The 17,515-nt window shown below is 66.1% G+C and carries 15 protein-coding genes; 8 read left to right on the top strand and 7 right to left on the bottom strand.

Features of this window, described 5'->3' with window-relative positions; all coding sequences use genetic code 11:
- Positions 1–81: 81 nt before the first annotated feature.
- Positions 82–591 (top strand): dihydrofolate reductase, encoded by a 510-nt coding sequence (locus tag JFY56_RS20070; protein WP_208315810.1) that lies wholly within the window; start codon positions 82–84, stop codon positions 589–591.
- Positions 592–666: 75 nt separating this feature from the next.
- Here JFY56_RS20070 and JFY56_RS20065 read toward each other — a convergent pair whose 3' ends face one another.
- The 4 genes from JFY56_RS20065 to hslO form a co-directional block, all read right to left on the bottom strand.
- On the bottom strand, positions 667–2,595 hold the full coding sequence (locus JFY56_RS20065; protein ID WP_208315809.1) for a RecQ family ATP-dependent DNA helicase: 1,929 nt from the start codon (positions 2,593–2,595) through the stop codon (positions 667–669).
- Between the two features lie 454 nt (positions 2,596–3,049).
- Entirely contained in the window at positions 3,050–3,652 is a 603-nt protein-coding gene (locus tag JFY56_RS20060) for a nitroreductase family protein (protein ID WP_208315808.1), read from the bottom strand.
- Positions 3,653–3,800: 148 nt separating this feature from the next.
- Positions 3,801–5,342 carry a phosphoenolpyruvate carboxykinase gene (locus JFY56_RS20055; RefSeq protein ID WP_208315807.1) on the bottom strand — a complete coding sequence of 514 codons (1,542 nt, stop codon included), beginning with the start codon at positions 5,340–5,342 and terminating at the stop codon, positions 3,801–3,803.
- Positions 5,343–5,511: 169 nt separating this feature from the next.
- Positions 5,512–6,405: an Hsp33 family molecular chaperone HslO gene (gene hslO, locus JFY56_RS20050; protein ID WP_208315806.1), complete on the bottom strand. Its 894-nt coding sequence runs from the start codon at positions 6,403–6,405 to the stop codon at positions 5,512–5,514.
- A gap of 106 nt (positions 6,406–6,511) precedes the next feature.
- On the opposite strand from hslO, the gene JFY56_RS20045 reads away from it, so the two are divergent.
- Entirely contained in the window at positions 6,512–7,324 is an 813-nt protein-coding gene (locus JFY56_RS20045; protein ID WP_208315805.1) for a phosphatase PAP2 family protein, read from the top strand.
- 75 nt (positions 7,325–7,399) lie between these two features.
- Here JFY56_RS20045 and hslR read toward each other — a convergent pair whose 3' ends face one another.
- Positions 7,400–7,792, bottom strand: a complete 393-nt coding sequence (hslR, locus tag JFY56_RS20040; protein ID WP_208315804.1) for a ribosome-associated heat shock protein Hsp15 — start codon at positions 7,790–7,792, stop codon at positions 7,400–7,402.
- Between the two features lie 115 nt (positions 7,793–7,907).
- Between hslR and rimB the strand changes: the two genes are divergently transcribed.
- The 3 genes from rimB (at position 7,908) to JFY56_RS20025 (ending at position 10,455) form a co-directional block, all read left to right on the top strand.
- Complete coding sequence (gene rimB / locus JFY56_RS20035) at positions 7,908–8,384, top strand: retropepsin-like aspartic endopeptidase RimB (protein WP_268968884.1); 477 nt, start codon at positions 7,908–7,910, stop codon at positions 8,382–8,384.
- Positions 8,381–9,286, top strand: a complete 906-nt coding sequence (gene rimK, locus JFY56_RS20030; RefSeq protein WP_208315802.1) for a 30S ribosomal protein S6--L-glutamate ligase — start codon at positions 8,381–8,383, stop codon at positions 9,284–9,286. Before rimB ends, rimK begins: the two co-directional genes overlap by 4 nt.
- Positions 9,287–9,534: 248 nt before the next feature.
- The gene (locus JFY56_RS20025; RefSeq protein ID WP_208315801.1) at positions 9,535–10,455 is read left to right on the top strand and encodes a S66 peptidase family protein; all 921 of its coding nucleotides are present in this window, start codon (positions 9,535–9,537) and stop codon (positions 10,453–10,455) included.
- A gap of 120 nt (positions 10,456–10,575) precedes the next feature.
- Here JFY56_RS20025 and JFY56_RS20020 read toward each other — a convergent pair whose 3' ends face one another.
- The gene (locus tag JFY56_RS20020) at positions 10,576–11,895 is read right to left on the bottom strand and encodes an ATP-binding protein (RefSeq protein WP_208315800.1); all 1,320 of its coding nucleotides are present in this window, start codon (positions 11,893–11,895) and stop codon (positions 10,576–10,578) included.
- 99 nt (positions 11,896–11,994) lie between these two features.
- A complete protein-coding gene (ompR, locus tag JFY56_RS20015) occupies positions 11,995–12,735 on the bottom strand; it encodes an osmolarity response regulator transcription factor OmpR (protein WP_208315799.1) in 741 nt (246 codons plus the stop codon).
- 187 nt (positions 12,736–12,922) lie between these two features.
- On the opposite strand from ompR, the gene JFY56_RS20010 reads away from it, so the two are divergent.
- From JFY56_RS20010 to gshA, 3 genes are all read left to right on the top strand, one after another.
- Positions 12,923–15,250, top strand: a complete 2,328-nt coding sequence (locus tag JFY56_RS20010; protein WP_208315798.1) for a Tex family protein — start codon at positions 12,923–12,925, stop codon at positions 15,248–15,250.
- A gap of 3 nt (positions 15,251–15,253) precedes the next feature.
- The gene (locus tag JFY56_RS20005; protein ID WP_208315797.1) at positions 15,254–15,640 is read left to right on the top strand and encodes a PaaI family thioesterase; all 387 of its coding nucleotides are present in this window, start codon (positions 15,254–15,256) and stop codon (positions 15,638–15,640) included.
- Positions 15,641–15,856: 216 nt separating this feature from the next.
- Complete coding sequence (gene gshA, locus JFY56_RS20000) at positions 15,857–17,443, top strand: glutamate--cysteine ligase (protein WP_208315796.1); 1,587 nt, start codon at positions 15,857–15,859, stop codon at positions 17,441–17,443.
- Positions 17,444–17,515: the final 72 nt, after the last annotated feature.

The raw sequence follows: 17,515 nt of genomic DNA, 5'->3' as shown, positions 1-17,515 counted from the left end.
TCGTCGGCAGTTCCAGCGCGAAGCATAACCGCTGGGCGCCGTACTTGCCGCGCGGGCACGGCACTGACTATCCTCGCGCCCATGAATCAGACCCCGCTCCCCCTCGCCATGATCGCCGCCCTCGCGGAAAACCGCGTGATCGGCATCGACAACCGCATGCCCTGGCACCTGCCGGCGGACCTCAAGCACTTCAAGGCCATGACCCTCGGCAAACCGATCATCATGGGCCGCAAGACCTGGGACTCGCTGGGCCGCCCGCTGCCCGGCCGGCTCAACCTGGTGGTCAGCCGCCAGCCCGGTCTCGCCCTCGAAGGCGCCGAGGTGTTCACCTCGCTGCAGGCCGCCATGCAACGCGCCGACGCCTGGGCGCGGGAAAAGGGTGTGGACGAGCTGATGCTGATCGGCGGCGCGCAGCTGTATGCCGAGGCTCAGCCGATTGCGCAGCGCCTCTACCTGACCCGCGTGGCCCTGAAACCGGAAGGCGATGCCTGGTTCCCCGAACTGGACGCTGGCTGGCAGCTGGCATCCAGCGATGCCCACACGGCCACGGCAGATACGCCGGCGCATACCTTCGAGGTGTGGGAAAGGTAGGTTGGTGCTGAGCTTGCGAAGCCCAACGGGGCCACTGTTCGGCAGATGTTGGGCTTCGCTGCGCTCAGCGCCAACCTACGCCGGCATCCGCTCTACCCACTGGCGCACGGTGGCGTAGGGGTAGTCCTCCAGCACGGCGAAGCCTTCGATATTGCGCGCCCGCATGCGGGTGAACAGCGGCGAGCCGATGCCGCAGAGGAAGCGCGTCAGACACTCGGCCCCCGGTGGAATGCCGCGCGACTCGGCATGGCGCGCAATGAATGTCGCGCTGTAGCCCTGCATCCTTTCCACGGAAAGCTCCGGCAGGGCCGGCGCCTCCGGCAAGCGGGCGACCCGACCGCTGCACACCGAGCAATGCCCGCAACGCTGCGGCGCCTGCTGATCGCCGAAATAGACCGCCAGGCGCCGACTCAGGCATTCCTCGCTGGCGAACAGCGCGAGCATGGCGTCGATCCGCGCGATCTCGCTCGCTTCGTGGCGCCTGAAATAGGCGTGCAGTTCATCGGCGAGGACATCGACGTCGAAGTCGCTGCGCAGGCGCGCATAGACCTCGGTCATCTGCTTGCTCTCCAGCTCGATCCAGCCCTTCTCCTGGAAGTAGTCCAGCGCCTTGACCACCCGCGCGCGCTCGGCGCGGTGCTGCTGGTACAGGTTGTCGAAATCCACCGTGCACCAGGTGCGCGCACGCTTCGAGCTGGCGACGATGGCTTCGACGAACTGCCGCCGCTCGCCGTCGAACTTCGCCAGCAGCGTCTCGGGTTCGAGCAGGTACTTGAAGCGATATTCGGCGAAGTAGGCATAACGCGGAGCGATGATGCCGCGCAGCTCCAGTTGCACCAGCAGGGTCTTCAGCGGCAACGGGCGGATGTTGCTCTGCTCGGAGAGCGCGTTGAGCGTCAGCTCCCACTCGCCGCCCGGTGCAGCGGCCATTTCGTCGAGCACGCAGCGGATGCCCGCGCGCTCCGGAGTGTCGCCGTAGACGAAATTCTGCAGCACGTTGAGGCTGTCGCGATTGGCCAGCACCAGGCAGTCCGAGGGCTTGCCGTCGCGCCCGGCGCGGCCGATCTCCTGGCTGTAGTTCTCGACGGATTTCGGCAGGTCGAAGTGCACGACGTTGCGGATATCGCTCTTGTCGATACCCATGCCGAAGGCGATGGTGGCGACGATGCAGTTCAGCCGCCCATCCATGAACTGCCGCTGGATCGACTCGCGCTGCTCATGAGCCATGCCGGCGTGATAGGCGCAGGCTGGAATGCCCCGCTGCGCCAGTTGCCCGGCGACCTCCTCGGCGGTCTTCTGCTGGGTGACGTAGACGATGCTCGGCTGCCCCGCCCGCGCGCCCAGCCAGTCCACCAGCCGACGCAGCTTGGCGCCACCCTGCACCGGCTCCACCAGCAGGTTCAGGTTGGGCCGGTAGAAACCGGTGGTGATCACATCCTCCGTGGCGATGGCGAACTTCGCCTGCATGTCGGCAATCACCGCCGGCGTGGCGGTCGCGGTGAGCAGCAGCACCTGGGGAATGCCGAACTGCCGCTGGTAGTCGGGCAGCTTGAGATAGTCCGGGCGGAAGTTATGGCCCCACTCGGAAATGCAGTGCGCCTCGTCCACCACCAGCAGGGAAATCGGCACCTGGGCGATGAAGTGGCGGAAACGCTCGTTCTTCAGGCGCTCCACCGAGATCATCAGCACCTTCAGCTCTCCGGAGCGGGCTCGCCGCATCACCTCGGCGGTCTGCTCGCGACTCTGCGCCGAATCGATGCTGGCGGCGGGAATGTCGTGCCGGGCGAGGAAGGCCAACTGGTCCTGCATCAGCGCCAATAGGGGCGAGACCACCAGGGTCAGGTGAGGCAGATGCAATGCCGGCAACTGGTAGCACAGCGACTTGCCGGAGCCGGTGGGAAAGATTGCCGCCGCCGAACGTCCGGCCAGTACGGCACGGATCGCCGCCTCCTGGCCGGGGCGGAACTGGCGGTAACCGAAGACGCGTTCGAGGGTGTCGTGCATGGGAGTCACTCCGTTGACCTGACTATGGACCAGATTGATCGCTGCAACGATCCTACGGGCGCTCGGAGCATGGCGACAGCCGCGGTGCGGAAGTGGGCAGCGGTTGGCATCCGGACACCCTGGAGTGCGATTCGCGGGCATGGCCCGCTTCTACGAAGATGCTGTCGCGTTGCTGGCTCCCTCACCCCAACCCTCTCCCGGAGGGAGAGGGGGCACAACTGCGTCGGGAGATATGCCGTGCCATCCGGCAACGCCGGGCAGTCCCCTCTCCCTTGAGGGAGAGGGTTAGGGTGAGGGGGCGGCCCCACGGCGAAGCATAGACAGTTGCTCCTACAGCCTGGGCTGTGCGTAGGGTGGATCACGCTCCATCGATCCACCATCCTGCCAATGCGGTGCTTGCATGGTGGATGGAAAAGCGCCATCCACCCTACACCCGGAGGAATCCCGGTACGCCTCAGAAACGGTCGCGGATGACCACTTCGTCGATCGACAGCTTGCCCACGCGCGGCTTGGCTTCGGCGGTCTGCTTGCCGACGGCGACCATCAGGCCGATCACGTGGTTTTCCGGCAGGTTGATCAGCTTGCCCACCGCGTCGAAGTCGAAGCCGATCATCGGGCAGGAGTCCAGGCCCTTGCCGCGGGCGGCGAGCATCAGGGTCTGGGCGGTCAGGCCGCAGCTGCGCAGCGCTTCGTCGCGCTGGGTCTGCGGCTTGCCGCGGTAGTAGGCGTCGATGGCGCCGTCCATGTAGTCGCGTACCGGTTGCGGCGCGCCTTCCCAGACGCGCTTGGCGTCCTTTTCCCAGCTGTCGGTCCGCGCGCAGACCACCACCAGCATCGAGGCATCGGTGATCTGTGCCTGGTTGCTGGCGACTTCGCGGATGTGCGCACGCAGTTGCGGGTCGCTGACTTCGACCAGGCGTACCGGCTGCAGGTTGTAGGCCGACGGCGCGAGCATCGCCAGTTGCAGCAGCTCGTCCTTCTCCTCGCGGCTCAGGGCGAAGGCCGGATCGTAGAGCTTGACGGCGCGGCGGCTGCGGATGGCGTCATCGATATGCATGGGAACATTCCTTCTTCGGTCGCAAAAGGCGCCTATGCTACGCGCGCGCCCAGGCTTCATCATTCGAATCTCTCGATTGGAATGATCGAAATGCTTCCGGCGGAAATGAAAAAGCCGCCCGAAGGCGGCTTTCTCGACGGCGGCTCGCTTACAGCTGCGGGCCGGCGCTCTGGATGGCGTCGCTCACGTCGAACTTCTTGAAGTTCTCGATGAACTTGGCGGCCAGGCCACGGGCTGCCTCGTCGTAGGCGTCCTTGTCAGCCCAGGTGTTGCGCGGGTTGAGCAGGTTGGTCTCGACGCCCGGAACGGCCTTCGGCACGTCCAGGTTGATGATGCCCAGGTGCTCGGTCTCGGCGCCGATCAGCGCGCCGCTCTGGATGGCAGCGATCACGCCACGGGTGGTCGGGATGTTGAAGCGCTTGCCGACGCCGTAACCGCCGCCGGTCCAGCCGGTGTTGACCAGGTAGACCTTGGAGCCGAAGGACTTGATGCGCTTGATCAGCAGTTCCGCGTAGACACCAGCCGGACGCGGGAAGAACGGGGCGCCGAAGCAGGTGGAGAAGGTCGACTTGATGCCGCCGCCGGAGCCCATTTCGGTCGAGCCGACCAGCGCGGTGTAGCCGGACAGGAAGTGGTAGGCCGCCTGCTCGTTGTTCAGGATCGACACCGGCGGCAGAACGCCGGTCAGGTCGCAGGTCAGGAAGATCACGGCGTTCGGCTCGCCGCCGAGGTTCTTCTCGGAACGCTTCTCGACGTGCTCCAGCGGGTAGGCGGCGCGGCTGTTCTGGGTCAGGCTGTCGTCGGCGTAGTCCGGGGTACGGTTCTCGTCGAGGACGACGTTTTCCAGCACGGCGCCGAACTGGATGGCTTTCCAGATCACCGGCTCGTTCTTCTCGGACAGGTCGATGCACTTGGCGTAGCAGCCGCCTTCGATGTTGAACACCACGCCTTCGCCCCAGCCGTGCTCGTCGTCGCCGATCAGGTAGCGGCTTTCGTCGGCGGACAGGGTGGTCTTGCCGGTGCCGGACAGGCCGAAGAACAGGGTCACGTCGCCTTCTTCGCCGATGTTGGCGGCGCAGTGCATCGGCAGCACGTCTTTTTCCGGCAGCAGGTAGTTCTGCACGGAGAACATGGCTTTCTTCATTTCACCGGCGTAGCGCATGCCGGCGATCAGCACCTTCTTCTGGGCGAAGTTGAGGATGACGCAGCCATCGGAGTTGGTGCCGTCACGCTCGGGCACGCACTCGAAGTTGGCGACGTTGAGGACCTGCCACTCGTCGCGGCCGGCCTGGTTGTACTGCTCGGGATTGATGAACAGCTGACGGCCGAACAGGTTCTGCCAGGCGGTGCCGGTGGTCATCTTGACCGGCAGGTAGTGCTCCTCGGCGGAACCTACATGCACGTGGGAAACGAAGTGGTCCTGGGCGTTGTTGAAGGCCTCGACGCGATCCCACAGGGCATCGAACTTGTCGGCCGGGAACGGACGGTTGATCGCGCCCCAGGCGATGTTGTCCTTGCTGCCCGCCTCTTCGACGATGAAACGGTCGGCAGGCGAGCGGCCGGTGCGGTGGCCGGTACGTACGACCAGCGAGCCGTTGTCGGCCAGTTCGCCTTCCCCGCGGCGGATGGCTTCTTCGACCAGTTGGGCAACGCTGATATTGGTGTACACGGCTTTGTTGGCTTGCGTCATGTGGGTCCCCGTCGGCCAGAGGCCGAGTCCTCCAAACATTGCGTAGTGACTTCTGATTCCCACTACAGCGGAAAAAAGTCGCGGGATTATGCCAGAAAAGCACAGTCCCCGTGCAGCCTCTGATCCGGTGACGGCGTCGACTGTTCGACTATCGCCCCGATAGAGGCGGTTAATGCCGCGTCTGCGACGGCGCCTGGCTGCCGCCGCCGGCGAACAGTTGAGTGACGTCGCTGCTGTCGAAACGGTAGCGCTGGTTGCAGAACTGGCAGTCGACGATCACCGCGCCGCCCTGCTCGTCGAGCAGGCGCTCGGCATCCGCATGACCGAGGCTGACCAGCGCGTTGGCCGAGCGCTCCCGCGAGCAGCTGCAGCGGAACATCAGCGGATTCGGCTCGAACAGGCGCAGGTCGTCCTCGTGATAGAGGCGGTGCAGCAGGGTCTGGTTGTCCAGCGCCAGCAGTTCCTCGGCGGTCAGGGTGTCGCCGAGGGTGGTCACATGCTGCCAGCTGGCGGCGCGCGCCTCGGCGTCCTTCAGGCGATCCGCCGGCAGTTGCTGCAACAGCAGGCCGCGGGCGCGACGGGTGTCGGCGTTGAGCCAGAAGCGGGTGGGCAACTGCTCGGAGGTGGCGAAATAGGCGGACAGGCAATCGGCCAGGGTTGCGCCTTCGAGCGGCACGATGCCCTGGTAGCGCTTGCCGTTGCGCGGATCGACGGTCAGGGTCAGCACGCCATCCGGCATCAGTTCGTGCAGGCCGACGCCCGCGTCGATCTGTTCCTCTTCATAGCGTGCCAGGCCGCGCACCTCGCGCTCGCTGGAGCACTCGACCATCAGCAGCGGCACGGCGCCGCTGGAGCGCGCCTGCAGTATCAGCAGGCCATCGAACTTCAGGGTGCCGCAGAGCAGCGCGGCGGCCGCCAGCATCTCGCCGAGCAGTTGCGCGACCGGCTGCGGATAGGGGTGCTTGGCCAGCACCTCGGCGTAGCTGCGGTCGAGCTCCACCATTTCACCGCGGACATCGGTGTTGTCGAAGAGGAATCGCTGGGTCTGGTCGATCTGGGACATGCTTGGCACAACGCTGGGAAGGGAATGACAAGCCGGCGGCAAAGGCCTATAAAGCGCGCTTCGCGGCGTCCGGCTGAATTCTGGGCAGGAGAAGAGGACAGATTTTATGGGCAAAGCCTCACCGTTCCAAGCCACTTGGTCGTGGCGGCCATTCGTCGCCTGTCACCTGCTGGCGCTGGTGCTGCTGGCGCTCTGGCTCTGGGAGCCCAGCCGGGCGCTGATGGACCACTTCGATTTCAGCCTGCACCACAGCCTCAATGCTCCTCTGGCGGAGCATTCGGTGTGGCGCGGCATCTGGGCGGTGGCCAGCACCCGGCCGTTCGATGCGCTGACCGGCCTGATCATGCTGTCCCTGCTGATTCGCGGCGACTGGGTGTTCAAGGCCGTCCAGACCCGCGCCGCGATTTTTGGTTTCCTGGCCAGTCTGCTGCTCCTGCTGGCAATCCGCTTCCTCTATAGCTCGCTCTGCAGCCATCTGGGCTGGCAGCACGACAGCATCTCGATCTACGCCGCGGATGACGTGCACCTCAGCCAGCTGTTCCCCTCCTGGGACGACACGCCGTTCGCCATCAAGGACGAGTCGGCGCGCAGCTTTCCCGGCGACCACGCGTCGGTGCTGCTGCTCTGGGCGCTGTTCCTCTGCCTGTTCGCCCGCTCGGCACTGCAATGGCTGGCGATCTGGGGCCTGGCACTGCTCTTTATGCTGCCGCGCCTGGTCACCGGCGCCCACTGGGGGCAGGACGACTACATCGGCGGCATGCAGGTGGCGCTGCTGAGCCTGGCCTGGAGCTGCTTCACACCCTTCGCCGCCTGGAGCAGCGACCGGCTGGTGCGCCTGACCCGGCCGCTGTTCGAGCTGCTGGCGAAGATTCCGCTGCTCAACCGGTTGAGTGTGATCTCGACCCGTAGGTTGGGCTGAAGTACGAAGCCCAACGGTGCCATGGCTCGGCAGATGTTGGGCTTCGCTGCGCTCAGCGCCAACCTACAGAATGCCCTACCCCTGGTCGCGGAAGTTGAACAGCTGCCGGCGCTGCTTCTTGCTCGGCCGGCCGTCGGTCTGCAAGCCCAGCGCGCCGGCCTTGCGCAGGGCGGCGGCTTCCTCGCGGCGGCGGATGCTCTCGGCGGTTTCCTCGTAGAGCAACTGCGCTTCCGGCGCTCCACGGCGCACCGCCGACAGCGCCTTGACCACCACCGTGCGCTCGTCGAAGCCGGTACGCAGCACATACTCCTCGCCTATCTTCGGCTCCTTGCCAGGCTTGCAGCGCTCGCCCCGGCAATGCACCTTGCCGCCCTCGATCGCTTCCTTGGCCAGGGCGCGGGTCTTGTAGAAGCGCGCCGCCCACAACCACTTGTCCAGGCGCACCTTGTCGTCGTCTTTTTCGTTCACGCTGAAAAGTCCTGTTTCACGAAGGTTCCAGTTTACTCCCACGCGCCGCCCGGGAGCCCGCTGGCGGGCATCGATGGCCCTGCTAGAATGCGGCAAACCTCCGGAATTACCGACCTTGAAGACCTTCGACCACCTTTCCGTGATCGGCCTGCGCGAGTGGATCGCCCTTCCCGAACTGGGCATGGTCGGCCTTCGCGCGAAGATCGATACCGGAGCCAGTACCTCCTGCCTGCACGCCAGCGAAATCGTGCCGTTCCAGCGCGACGGCCACCCCTGGGTGCGTTTCACCGCCCACCTCGGCACCCGCGTGCAACGCCGCCATCGCTGCGAGGCGCCGCTGGTGACCATGAAGACCATCAAGAGCTCCAACGGCCAGAGCCAGACCCGCTACGTGATCCGCACCAGCCTGGCGCTCGGCGACCGGATCTGGCCGGTGGAATTCACCCTGGCCTGCCGCAAGACCATGCGCTATCGCATCCTGCTCGGTTCCAAGGCGCTGGTGCAGGGGCAACTGGTGGTCAACCCGGGCCTCGCCTACGTGCAGGAAAAACCCCTAATCATCGTTCCCGCCAGCCCTTCAGGTGCTCAATGAAAATCGCCGTGCTTTCGCGCAATCCGCGTCTGTATTCCACCCATCGACTGGTGGAGGCCGGCCGTGCGCGCGGCCATGAGATGGTGGTGATCGACACCCTGCGCGCCTACATGAACATCACCAGCCACAAACCGCAGATCCATTATCGCGGCCAGCCGCTGGAAGGTTTCGACGCGGTGATCCCGCGTATCGGCGCATCGGTGACCTTCTATGGCTGCGCGGTGCTGCGCCAGTTCGAGATGATGGGCGTGTTCCCGCTCAACGAATCGGTCGCCATCGCCCGCTCGCGGGACAAGCTGCGCTCGCTGCAACTGCTGTCGCGCAAGGGCATCGGCCTGCCGATCACCGGCTTCGCCCATTCGCCGGACGACGTGCCGGACCTGATCGAGATGGTCGGCGGCGCGCCGCTGGTGATCAAGCTGCTGGAAGGCACCCAGGGCGTCGGCGTGGTCCTCGCGGAGACCGAGAAGGCCGCCGAATCGGTGCTCGAAGCCTTCATGGGGCTGAAGCACAACATCATGGTGCAGGAATACATCAAGGAAGCCGGCGGCGCCGATATCCGCTGCTTCGTGGTCGGCGACAAGGTGATCGCGGCGATGAAGCGCCAGGCCAAGGCCGGCGAGTTCCGCTCCAACCTGCACCGTGGCGGCAGCGCCAGCCTGATCAAGATCACCCCCGAGGAACGCATGACCGCCATCCGCGCCGCCCGGGTGATGGGCCTGAACGTCGCCGGGGTGGACATCCTGCGCTCGCACCACGGTCCGCTGGTGATGGAAGTGAACTCCTCGCCCGGCCTGGAAGGCATCGAAACCACCACCGGCAAGGACATCGCCCAGGTGATCATCGAATACCTGGAAAAGAACGGCGGGCCGCATCTGGCGCGGACGAAGGGAAAGGGGTGAGGCGGAAAAGGCAACGCATGCGTTGCCCCGCCGAACGACAGGCCATGGATGGCCTGGCCGGGGCCTCCTACTTGCACAGAGCAACGACAGGGACGTCTACACCTACCTTTTCATAGTGCACCGCGTTGCGCCAGCGAACGCCCGGCCAGGGACGGCCGGGCCGGGGTTTCCTACTGGCACGATGTGCCGACAGGGATGTCTACGCCGACGCCTCATAAAGCAGCAGCCACAAGCAGCCAACCCACGCCATGCCCACCAAATCCCCCCACACCTGGTCCGCCATCCCCGGCCGCATCGCCCTGGTCGCCCCCGCCTCCGCCATCGCCGACGAAGTGCTGGAAGCCACCCTCTGCCAGTTGGAAGTGCTCGGCATCGACTACCACCTCGGCCGCCACGCCGGCGCCCGTCATCGCTACCTGGCCGGCACCCTCGAACAGCGCCTGGAGGATTTCCATGAAGCCTTCGAGCTGCCGGACATCGCCGCCGTCTGGTGCCTGCGCGGCGGCTACGGCTGCGCCCAGCTGGTCCCGCATCTGGACTGGAAACGCCTGCAGTCAACCTCGCCGCGGCCGCTGATCGGTTTCTCGGATATTTCCGTGCTGCTCAGCGCATTCCATCGCCACGGCCTGCCGGCAATCCACGGCTCCGTCGCCACCTCGCTGGGGCTGCAACCCTTGCGCGCGCCGAGCGAACAGCAGGAGCGCCTGGCCTCGCTGGCGTCGGTCAGCCATGTGCTGGCCGGGGACTGCCACAGCCTGCCGCTGCGCCATCTGGGCGGGCCGAAGCGGCGCGTCGAAGGCCCGCTGATCGGCGGCAATCTCACCGCCCTGGCTTCTACGGCGGGAACCGTTGCGGAGCTTTATGTGCCGGATGGAGCGATCCTGGTGCTGGAAGACGTCGGCGAGCCCTACTACCGGATCGAGCGCAGCCTCTGGCAGTTGCTGCAGAACATCGACAGCCGGAAGCTCGGCGCGGTGTGCCTCGGCGGTTTCACCGATTGCCCGCGCAAGGAAGTGGCACACAGCCTGGAGGAAATCTTCAGTGAGTACCTGGAGCCGCTGGGCATCCCGCTCTACCACCAGCTACCCAGCGGCCACGGCGCGCACAATCGGGCGTGGCCCTATGGACGCAACGCCGTGCTGGAAGGACAACGCGTAGGTTGGCGCTGAACGCAGTGAAGCCCAACATCTGCCGAGCCGTGGCACCGTTGGGCTTCGCAGGCTCAGCACCAACCTACGTGTAGGAGCGCGCCATGCGCGCGATTCGCGGGCATGGCCCGCTCCTACAGTTCATGCCGCGCCGCGCGGCAGCATCAGGCCGAGCGGCAGGCAGACCCGGGCTTCCAGCCCGCCACCATCGCGATTACGCAGTTCGACGCTGCCGCCGTGCTGGGCGGCGATGCGCTTGACGATGGCCAGGCCGAGGCCGGTGCCCTTGCCGCCGCGCGCCTTGTCGCCGCGGATGAAGGGGTTGAAGATCGCTTCCATTTCCTGCGGGTCGATGCCGGCGCCGCGGTCGAGCACGCTCAGCACCACGTAGGGCGCGCCGCCGTCGCCCGCCACATGCGCGGCCACCTCGACCCGCGAGCCGCCGTGGTTGAGGGCGTTCTCGATCAGGTTGCCGAGCAGGCGCTTCATTGACACCCGGCGCAGCGGGAACGGCGGTAGCGGCTCCAGGTTGAGATGCACGCGGTCATCGCCCTGGTTGAACGGCGCCGCCACCTCGCGCACCAGTTCGGTGAGGTCGCCCAGTTCGACCGGCTCGTCGCGGCCATCGCGGATGAAGGCGAGGAACTGGTCGAGGATCGCATCCATGTCCTCGATGTCGCGGACCATGTCGTCGACCATTTCGCGCTCGCTTTCCGGCATCAGCTCCAGCGACAGGCGCATGCGCGTCAACGGGGTGCGCAGGTCATGGGACACCCCGGCGAGCATCAGCTCGCGCTCGCGCCCGGCCTGTTCGACGTCCTCGGCCATCTGGTTGAACGCGCGGTACACCTCGGCCATCTCGCTGGGCGTCTCCGGCCCCAGGCGCAGGCGCACGCTGCGCCCCTTGCCGAACTCGCGGGAGGCGACCACCAGGCGCTTGAGCGGCTGGCTGAGCAGGCGCACGAAGATCCACGCCGCCGCGGTGGACAGCAGGCCGATGCCGAGGAACCAGCCGAGCACGCTCCAGATCTGCTGGCCGCGCAGCGGGTGCGGGTAGAGCGGCACGCCGATCCAGCCTTCGCCGAGGTTCGGCGCGTGCACCCAGAGCATCGACGGATGGTGGATGCGCAGGCGGGTTTCGGTGTCCGGGCCCAATTCCATGCGCATCTGCCGCTGGAAGATTCCCGTATACGGCCAGTGGTGCTCTTCCGGCTGGCCCTCCTCCCGCGGCGCCCATTTCAGGCCCGCCGCCTTGGCAATCCTGGCCCGCGAGGTTTCCTCGGCCGCCCAGTAGGCACGAATGGTCAGCGCCGCGCCGTGGCTGTACTGGCGGTCGACCACCATGTCCTCGTTCATCAGCAGGTACACGAGCGTCAGCGCCTTGGAGAACAGCACGACGATCAGCACCAGCCAGAGGGTGCGGGCGAAGAAGCTTTGCGGGAACCAGAGTGGAGTCTTCAAGCGCGGAATCCGGGGGGATGACTGTAGGAGCGAGCTCTGCTCGCGAATGTCACGACACAGCGCCTTCGCGAGTAGGACTCGCTCCTACAGGAACATTGGTTACTTGCGGGTGGCGCCATCCGGAACGAACACATAGCCGACGCCCCACACCGTCTGGATATAGCGCGGCTTCGACGGATCGGGTTCGATCATCCGCCGCAGGCGCGAGATCTGCACGTCGATGGAGCGCTCCAGGGCGTCCCACTCGCGGCCGCGGGCCAGGTTCATCAGCTTGTCGCGGGTCAGCGGCTCGCGGGCGTGCTGCACCAGCGCCTTGAGCACGGCGAATTCGCCGGTGGTGAGCATATGCACCTCTTCGCCCTTCTTCAGCTCGCGGGTCGCCAGGTGCAGTGCGTAGTCGCCGAAGGTCACCACTTCATCCTCGCCGGCCGGCGCGCCCGGCACCAGCGGCGCCTGGCGGCGCAGCACGGCCTTGATCCGCGCCAGCAGTTCGCGCGGGTTGAACGGCTTGGCCAGATAGTCGTCGGCGCCCAGTTCCAGACCCTGGATGCGGCTGCTCTCGTCGCCCTTGGCGGTGAGCATGATGATCGGGATCTGGTTGCCCTGCTCGCGCAGGCGGCGACAGGCGGACAGGCCGTCCTCGCCGGGCATCATCAGATCGAGCACCACCAGCTGGAACAGTTCGCGGGCCAGCAGACGGTCCATCTGCTCGGTGTTCTCCACCGCGCGCACGCGGTAGCCCTGCTCGTCGAGGAAACGCTCCAGCAGGCGACGCAGGCGTGCGTCGTCATCGACCACAAGGATCTTTTCGCCTTCGGACAAGGGGGCAGAATTCGACATGGACACTCCGGGAATCAGATCAGTCGGGCATTATCGCCCACAGTCCCGTGGGCAAACCCTCACCATTGTTAGCAGATTTTTCCCCGACCGAGCGGGCACTGCGGCAAAACATGCCGGGTATAATGCCGAGCTTTGCGCCGGGACGTTGTCTATACGGCCCTTTTTGTCTGTTTTGTCAGGTGTATTCATGGACAGCATCAACACCCGTATTGCCGAAGAGCTTTCCGCACTGCCCTCCGGTCGCGTTCTCCCGCAGCAGGTCGCCGCTGCCGTCGCCCTGCTCGACGAAGGTTCCACCGTTCCCTTCATCGCCCGTTACCGCAAAGAGGTCACCGGCAGCCTCGACGATACCCAGCTGCGCATGCTGGAAGAGCGCCTGCGCTACCTGCGCGAGCTGGACGAACGCCGCAGCGCGATCCTCGCCAGCATCGAGGAACAGGGCAAGCTGACCCCGGAACTGGCCCGCGAGATCAATCTGGCCGACACCAAGACGCGCCTCGAAGACCTCTACCTGCCGTATAAACAGAAGCGCCGCACCAAGGGCCAGATCGCCCTGGAAGCCGGCCTCGGCGAACTGGCCGACGCGCTGTTCAACGATCCGACGCTCACCCCGGAAGCCGAAGCCGCGCGCTTCGTCGACGCCGAGAAGGGCTTCGCCGACATCAAGGCCGTGCTGGAAGGCGCCAAGTACATCCTCATGGAGCGCTTCGCCGAGGACGCCACCCTGCTCGACCGCCTGCGCGTGTTCATGAAGGACAACGCCACCCTCACCGCCCGCCTGATTCCCGGCAAGGAGCAGGAAGGCGCCAAGTTCAGCGACTACTTCGAGCACGACGAGCCGCTGAAGAGCGCGCCGTCGCACCGCGCCCTGGCGATCTTCCGTGGCCGCAACGAAGGCATCCTCAGCGCCGCGCTGAAGGTCGGCGAGGAACTGCCGGGCACCATCCACCCGTGCGAAGTGATGATCGCCGAGCGCTTCGGCGTGAGTAACCAGGGACGCGCCGCCGACAAGTGGCTGGGCGAAGTGGTGCGCTGGACCTGGAAGGTCAAGCTCTACACCCATCTGGAAACCGATCTGCTCGGCGAGCTGCGCGATGGCGCCGAGAGCGAGGCGATCAGCGTGTTCGCCCGCAACCTGCATGACCTGCTGCTCGCCGCACCGGCCGGCCCGCGCGCCACCCTCGGCCTCGACCCGGGCCTGCGCACCGGGGTGAAGGTCGCGGTGGTCGATGCCACCGGCAAGCTGCTGGATACCGCCACCGTCTACCCGCACGCGCCGAAGAACCAGTGGGACCAGACCATCGCCGTGCTCGCCGCGCTGTGCGCCAAGCACAACGTCGAGCTGATCGCCATCGGCAACGGCACTGCCAGCCGCGAGACCGACAAGCTGGCCGCCGAGCTGATCAAGAAGTACCCGGCGCTGAAGTGCACCAAGATCATGGTCAGCGAGGCCGGCGCCTCGGTGTATTCCGCCTCCGAACTGGCGGCGAAGGAGTTCCCCGAGCTGGACGTTTCCCTGCGCGGCGCCGTCTCCATCGCCCGCCGCCTGCAGGACCCGCTGGCCGAGCTGGTGAAGATCGAGCCGAAGTCCATCGGCGTCGGCCAGTACCAGCACGATGTGTCCCAGCTGAAGCTGGCGCGCAGCCTGGACGCGGTGGTCGAGGACTGCGTGAACGCCGTCGGCGTGGATGTGAACACCGCCTCCGTGGCCCTGCTGGCGCGGATTTCCGGCCTGAACAGCACGCTGGCGCAGAATATCGTCAGCCATCGCGATGCCAACGGCGCGTTCCGCACCCGCGACGAGCTGAAGAAGGTCAGCCGCCTCGGCGAGAAGACCTTCGAGCAGGCCGCCGGCTTCCTCCGCGTGATGAATGGCGACAACCCGCTGGACGCCTCCGCCGTGCACCCGGAAACCTATCCGCTGGTGCAGCGCATCGCCGCCGACACCGACCGCGACATCCGCTCGCTGATCGGCGACTCGACCTTCCTCAAGCGCCTCGATCCGAAGAAGTTCACCGACGAGCATTTCGGCCTGCCGACCGTCACCGACATCCTCAAGGAACTCGACAAGCCCGGCCGCGACCCGCGTCCGGAGTTCAAGACCGCCGAGTTCCAGGAGGGCGTGGAAAGCCTGAAGGACCTCAAGCCGGGCATGGTGCTGGAAGGCGTGGTGACCAACGTCACCAACTTCGGCGCCTTCGTCGACATCGGCGTGCACCAGGACGGCCTGGTGCACATCTCCGCGCTGTCGGAGAAGTTCGTCAAAGACCCGTACGAGGTGGTCAAGGCCGGCGATATCGTCAAGGTGAAGGTCATGGAAGTGGACATCCCGCGCAACCGCGTCGGCCTGTCCATGCGCATGGGCGACACCCCCGGCGAGAAGATCGAAGGCCAGCGCGGCGGCCGCCCGGGCGGTAGTGCACGCCAGGAACGCAGCGCCCCGCGCCAGGAGAAGGCACCGGCGAACAACGCCATGGCCTCACTGTTCGCCAACGCCAAGCAACTGAGGAAGTAACCGATGAGCGAAGTGCTCGACGTCAGCGGCGGCAGCGCCTTCAGCCGCCTGCTCGGCCTGGAGGTCATCCAGGCCACCGAGGGCAAGGCCGAAGTGCATATGAAGATGCACGACGGCCTGCGCAATGTGCATGGCAAGCTGCACGGCGGCGCGCTGTTCTCGCTGATCGATACCGCCATGGGCCAGGCCTGTCACAGCCTGTCCGGCACCGTGCCGGGCAGCGTGACGCTGGAAAGCAAGATCAACTACATCCGCCCGGTCAGCGACGGCGATGTGGTGTGCCGCGCCTGGGTGCTGAACGCCGGCAAGCGCACGCTGGTGGTCGAGGCCGATACCTGGCAGGGCGAGAAACTCGTCGCCAAGGCGCAAGCCACGTTCATCCGCACCTGATATAAAAGGGGTGCCACTCGGCCCCCCTCCGGCAATACGTCGCGCGCATGCCTGCCATCGCCGCGCGACGCGCCAGCGGCTTTCGCAGCGCCCCGCGCGCGGCTAGGCTAACGGCAATTCTCCCTTTGCCCAGGCGACCACGCCGGCATGCGTTCCCCTTGTAGACCGGCCAGTCCACCCCCATAGTGAGGCGACTGCCGCGTGAAGGACATCAACTTGAGCGAACAATTCTCCCGCCGCCTGGCCCTGCTTGGCGACGCAGACAACCTCCCCCTGCTCACTCACTGCCTGCACGGGATCGAGCGCGAATGCCTGCGTGTCGACGGCGACGGACACCTGGCCCTGACCCCGCATCCGCGCATCCTCGGCTCGGCGCTGACCCACCCGCAGATCACCACCGACTATTCCGAAGGGCTGCTGGAGTTCATCACTCCCACCGCCACCAGCGTCGAACAGACCCTGGACAATCTCGAGGACATCCACCGCTTCGCCAGCACCCGGCTGGACGGCGAATACCTGTGGAGTCCGTCGATGCCCTGCGAACTGCCGGACGAGGAAACCATCCCGATCGCCCGCTACGGCAGCTCGCACATCGGCCGCCTGAAGTACGTCTACCGCAAGGGCCTGGCGCTGCGTTACGGCAAGACCATGCAGTGCATCGCCGGCATCCACTACAACTTCTCGCTGCCCGAGGCGCTGTGGAAAGTGCTGCAGCAGCATGAGGACGGCGGCGTCAGCCCGCGCGACTTCCAGTCCGCCCACTACATCGCGCTGATCCGCAACTTCCGCCGCTACAGCTGGCTGCTGATGTACCTGTTCGGCGCCTCGCCGGCGCTGGATGCCGGCTTCCTGCGCGGTCGGCCGCACCAGCTGGAGCGTTTCGACGAGCACACCCTGTACCTGCCCTACGCCACCAGCCTGCGGATGAGCGACCTGGGCTACCAGAACAACGCCCAGGCCGGCCTGACACCCTGCTACAACGATCTCGACAGCTACATCGAGAGCCTGCGCCGGGCGGTCAGCACGCCCTATCCGCCGTACGAGAAGATCGGCACCAAGCAGAACGGCGAGTGGCTGCAGCTCAATACCAACGTCCTGCAGATCGAGAACGAGTACTACTCGAACATCCGTCCGAAGCGCGTCACCTACACCGGCGAGCGGCCGATCCAGGCGCTGACCTCGCGCGGCGTGCAGTACGTCGAGGCGCGCTGCCTGGACATCAACCCGTTCCTGCCGCTGGGCATCGACGCCAGCGAGGCGCGTTTCCTCGACGCCTTCCTGATTTATTGCGCCCTGCAGGACAGCCCGCTGCTGGAAGGCGGCGAATGCCGCAGCTGCACCGAGAATTTCCTCAAGGTGGTCAAGGAAGGCCGTCGCCCGGGCCTGCACCTGCAGAATGGCAAGCAGTCCGTCCTGCTGAAGGACTGGGCCGGCGAGCTACTCGAACGCATCGCCCCGATCGCCGAACTGCTCGACCGCGCCCACGGCGGCGACGCCCACCGGCAGAGCCTGGAGCAACAGCGGGAGAAAGTCGCCAACCCGGACACCACCCCGTCGGCACAAGTCCTCGCAGAAATGCGCGCCCGTGGCGAAAGCTTCAGCGCCTTCGCCCTGCGCCAGAGCCGCGAACATGCCGAGCAGTTCCGTGCGCAGTCGCTGTCGGCTGAAAAGACCGCGCACTTCGAAACCCTGGCAGCCAACTCGCTGGCCGAACAGGCGGCGCTGGAACGCCATCCGGAGGGGGATTTCGATACCTTCGTGGCGGCGTACCAGGCGAGCATTCTGGGGTTGATCGGGGTTTAAGCCGGAGGCGGGTTGCACCCGCCCTACGGATCACGGGCATGGCCCGCTCCTACAAAACATTTCCCCGCACCG

The sequence above is a fragment of the Pseudomonas schmalbachii genome, from assembly GCF_017589465.1.
Classification (GTDB): Bacteria; Pseudomonadota; Gammaproteobacteria; order Pseudomonadales; family Pseudomonadaceae; genus Pseudomonas; species Pseudomonas schmalbachii.
Note: the sequence above shows the minus strand (reverse complement) of the source record. Positions and strands in the feature narration are given on the sequence as shown.

Bases quoted from the DNA above. Each gene is read 5' to 3' on its own strand.
- JFY56_RS20060 (WP_208315808.1), bottom strand. From the start codon at position 3,652: ATGCATATCGATGACGCCATCCGCAGCCGCCGCGCCGTCAAGCTCTAC.
- JFY56_RS20045 (WP_208315805.1), top strand. From the start codon at position 6,512: ATGGGCAAAGCCTCACCGTTCCAAGCCACTTGGTCGTGGCGGCCATTC.
- JFY56_RS20065 (WP_208315809.1), bottom strand. From the start codon at position 2,595: ATGCACGACACCCTCGAACGCGTCTTCGGTTACCGCCAGTTCCGCCCC.
- JFY56_RS20010 (WP_208315798.1), top strand. From the start codon at position 12,923: ATGGACAGCATCAACACCCGTATTGCCGAAGAGCTTTCCGCACTGCCC.
- JFY56_RS20005 (WP_208315797.1), top strand. From the start codon at position 15,254: ATGAGCGAAGTGCTCGACGTCAGCGGCGGCAGCGCCTTCAGCCGCCTG.
- ompR (WP_208315799.1), bottom strand. From the start codon at position 12,735: ATGTCGAATTCTGCCCCCTTGTCCGAAGGCGAAAAGATCCTTGTGGTC.
- rimK (WP_208315802.1), top strand. From the start codon at position 8,381: ATGAAAATCGCCGTGCTTTCGCGCAATCCGCGTCTGTATTCCACCCAT.
- JFY56_RS20070 (WP_208315810.1), top strand. From the start codon at position 82: ATGAATCAGACCCCGCTCCCCCTCGCCATGATCGCCGCCCTCGCGGAA.
- JFY56_RS20025 (WP_208315801.1), top strand. From the start codon at position 9,535: ATGCCCACCAAATCCCCCCACACCTGGTCCGCCATCCCCGGCCGCATC.
- hslO (WP_208315806.1), bottom strand. From the start codon at position 6,405: ATGTCCCAGATCGACCAGACCCAGCGATTCCTCTTCGACAACACCGAT.
- JFY56_RS20055 (WP_208315807.1), bottom strand. From the start codon at position 5,342: ATGACGCAAGCCAACAAAGCCGTGTACACCAATATCAGCGTTGCCCAA.